Source organism: Pantoea allii (assembly GCF_002307475.1).
In the GTDB taxonomy this organism is placed as follows: domain Bacteria; phylum Pseudomonadota; class Gammaproteobacteria; order Enterobacterales; family Enterobacteriaceae; genus Pantoea; species Pantoea allii.
This window is the reverse complement of sequence record NZ_NTMH01000045.1, coordinates 1-3333: the sequence shown is the minus strand read 5'-3', so window position 1 is coordinate 3333 and position 3333 is coordinate 1. Positions and strand designations below refer to the sequence as shown.

The following is a 3333-nucleotide window of genomic DNA, read 5'->3' as shown; positions in this document are numbered from 1 at the left end:
GTTGATGGCGTCAATGGTGCCGCCGCCACCTCCGGCCTGAGCGGCAGGCTGTGAGCAGCCGGTTAACAGCAGCAGGCCCGCCAGCAGCGGGGTTAAGAATGTATGTTTCATCTGACGTTCCTTGTAGAGGCAAAACTGAAGAGGTAGCGGTGGCGGCACCCGGGCTGAAGCGGTTTCCTTTCACTATTAGATCTTTACTTTTTAAGTAAGCCATTTTTCAATGACCCAGGCCTCGCGGGCTTCATCCAGAATAATGCCCCGGTTGGTTGCCTCCACCATGCCCTGATAACAATCAAAAAAAAGCGCTTGTTGTGATGTATACCTGACCGCTAGTGGTGCACTGTGGGACAGGAGGATCATGACATCGCAGACACACATCAGGTGCTCCAACTGGCGATCGCTGAGGTCGATTTTGGGAGGTTTTTCATTGCGATTCTGAGGCGTACTGTTACCTTTTATACCTCTTGAGTTGCCATCCATATCCTGCCAGGCCCAGAACAGGACAGGACGCAACAAAGGCTGTTGCTGTTCCTCTTTGAGAACGTGCGTAAAAAGCAGTGGGAAAATCCGCGTATCGTAAAATCGTAAAATTCCGCTCCGCCCTTCCTGCAGAATATCCATACACTGTGTGAGCCAGCCAGTCAGGGCAGAAAAAGGCCAGTGTGAACACAAGAGCAGCAACGGAGACTGAACAGCGACCAACTGACTCATGTCCTTCAGCCACTGCATCTGTTGAGGATCATCGAGCGTAATGCGTGCAATCAGCGGCGCATCATCGACAATAAACGCTTCCGGAAGCCCATGATAAAGCGACTGCCACTCCACAGAGAGTGCGTCCAGTGCCGGTATCACGCTGAAATCCAGCCCAGCCTGATCAACAATAATATCAAGATAATCAGTCCCGGATGTCCGGCAAGTAACAGCGACTTCCTCAATCCATTGTGTGGTCATTTATGCCTCCCTGGGGACGAAGCCCTGCGCCAGCTCCTGGGCTTTTTTAAGGCACTCTTTACATATCGATGCCGGGAGTTCAGGCAGGGGGAAATTCTCGCTGTCTGGCCCCTGCAAATCGTGGAGGCCTTTGAGACTGATTAATCCCGGGCCGTGAATGTGCACTTCCCCCTGTGGCGTAAGACGAATGTAAGCCCCACCGCAGCCCAGAGTGATGCCATTTTTAGCCGTTAACTGCAGGTGCCCTTGTGTTGACTGAACAGTGACATCATTAAGAGAAGTCAGCGACAGGACATCTCCATGTGACTCAATATTAAGCGGACCTTTAGCGGATACCAGCCGCATCCCTTCAAGCTGGGCAAGGATTGAGACAGAGTAGCTCGCGTTCACGGAATAGCGCTGTGCTGTGCTGACATTGACTTCGCCCAGACTCTGTAGATATAGCCCCTTCCCGCTATACATCAGACTCGTTTCCGGCGTGACGGCGGCAATACCTTTCGGTGCAGACAGCAACAAAGTAGGCTCTGTAAGCTCACTGGCACCGGAAACAAATTCGCTTAATGGCTCAGTATCAGGGGCAACGTTGTGGTGTGTCTGAGTAATCGTTCCCCATTTGGTTACCTGATTTAACGCTCCTTTCAACAGACTGATGGCCGGCTGCATCTCCAGCACCTGGCCCTGTGCTTTCGTCTGGCCATCAGCGCTGATGAACATCCCTTTGTGTGCCCGGATGGCTCCCCACTTATCCGTCCGCAGCTCAAAACCCTCACCGCGCTTCTGCTTCTCAGCATCCACTAAATGTCCGAGATTCAGCTGGCTCTTGCCGCCGTATTCGGTGGAAATCTTGATGTGCTCTTTACCGCGCTCGTCATCGAGGCGGATTTTGTTGTTCGCCGGGGTACGCAGCACGTTACGTTTGTAGTTGCGGATGGTCACGTGGTCACCGTGGGCCGAGTCGTGCAGCACGCCTGCGATGTACGGCCGGTCCGGGTTGCCGTCCTCAAAGCCAATCGCCACCTCCGTGCCCGCCAGCAGCGGCAGGTGCAGACCGTAGGTGTCCCCGGCATACGGGCGGGACTGGCGTACCCACAGGCTCTCGAATCCGGTTTCCCAGTTATCGCGGTCGAACAGCATGTTTACCCGGTAGCGGCCGTCTTTATCAATGTGGCCGTAGGTGTCGTTTTCGGTGGTGCTGGTGACGCGCGCCGGTACGGTGCCGGCCATCACCGGGCGTAAGCCCGGCTCCGGGCGGAAGCAAAAATCCGTGCTGTCCGGGATGCCCTCAAAATGCACGCGAAAGTCTTCATCCCGCCGCGCCCGGCTGTGCATCGCCGTGATGACCACGCCCTGCGCAAACACCTCCGCCACTTCATAACCGCCGGTGACTTTCAGCACCTGACCCGGAGAGAGGGTCGGGCAGCTGGTGATGGCCCGGGTCTGCGTCTGGCCGTTCAGGTAACGCTCATGCCGGATGCGGGCATAAAACGCACCGGACTCCGGTGCCGGACTGCGGTCACAGGTACGGCCCGGTGACAGGTAGTTATCCGCCCAGTGGTAGGCATCGCCGTAGGTGGTCGCATCCCCGCGGGTCACGTCCACCAGAGCGTTCATGTCTTCCGTGGCCTGACGGTAGTTGTAGTCCCGGGTGCTGACCTGCTTCTGCACCACGCTGTGATGACTCTCCATCCCCCACACCGAATCCACGCCCTGCGAGTGCTGCCCCGACGGCGGCACCGACGGCAGCGTCAGGCCTTTCTCATAGCCCTGCTGACCGTCGCAGAACTCCACCACGTCGATGTTCAGGCGCGTGTCGGTGGTGAAGCGGAACCAGATACCGACCTCGCCCAGCAGGCGGGTGATGAAGTGCAGGTCGTCCTCACCGTACTGCATCACCTGCTCACGGCGCGGGTACTCTTTTGACAGCGAGAACAGAAAATCCTGACCGCGCATGTTGTGGCGCCCGCGCAGAATTTTTTCCACAATCTGCGGCACCGACATGTCCTGGTAGATGGCGTTCTGGTGCGAACGGTCAAGCAGCGCCAGGCGCGGCCGGAGCGTCAGGGCATAGCGGGTTTCCTCTTTAGAAGTGCTGAGGCGCTCAAAGCCGGTCACCACGCCCTGAATCACCCGTAACGTCTGCTGCACTTTACTACCGAAACCCGTGTCAGCCGGGGCCTGCAGCGTCAGGGAACCGGGCTTCATCAGCATCATCTCTTTGCTGATGGCATGGTCTGTACAGGTGAATTCAATCCGGTAGCGGAACGGTCTGCTTAAGGCTTCATCGCCTTCAAAAGCCAGCACATCAAGCTCTGCGCCACATCCCTTCACCGAAAGCCGGTGGTGGTTGTGACTGAATCTTATGGGGGGATTGTTGCTCATATG

The 3333-nt window shown here is 56.7% G+C and carries 2 protein-coding genes; both read right to left on the bottom strand.

Features of this window, described 5'->3' with window-relative positions:
- Positions 1–201: 201 nt before the first annotated feature.
- Complete coding sequence (gene tla1, locus CMR03_RS21495) at positions 202–951, bottom strand: toxin Tle1 chaperone Tla1 (protein WP_096012596.1); 750 nt, start codon at positions 949–951, stop codon at positions 202–204.
- Positions 952–3330, bottom strand: coding sequence for a type VI secretion system Vgr family protein (locus CMR03_RS21490; protein WP_096012597.1), 2379 nt, complete (start codon positions 3328–3330; stop codon positions 952–954).
- Positions 3331–3333: the final 3 nt, after the last annotated feature.

Coding starts and splice junctions, on each gene's coding strand:
- tla1 (WP_096012596.1), bottom strand. CDS start 951: ATGACCACACAATGGATTGAGGAAGTCGCTGTTACTTGCCGGACATCC.
- CMR03_RS21490 (WP_096012597.1), bottom strand. CDS start 3,330: ATGAGCAACAATCCCCCCATAAGATTCAGTCACAACCACCACCGGCTT.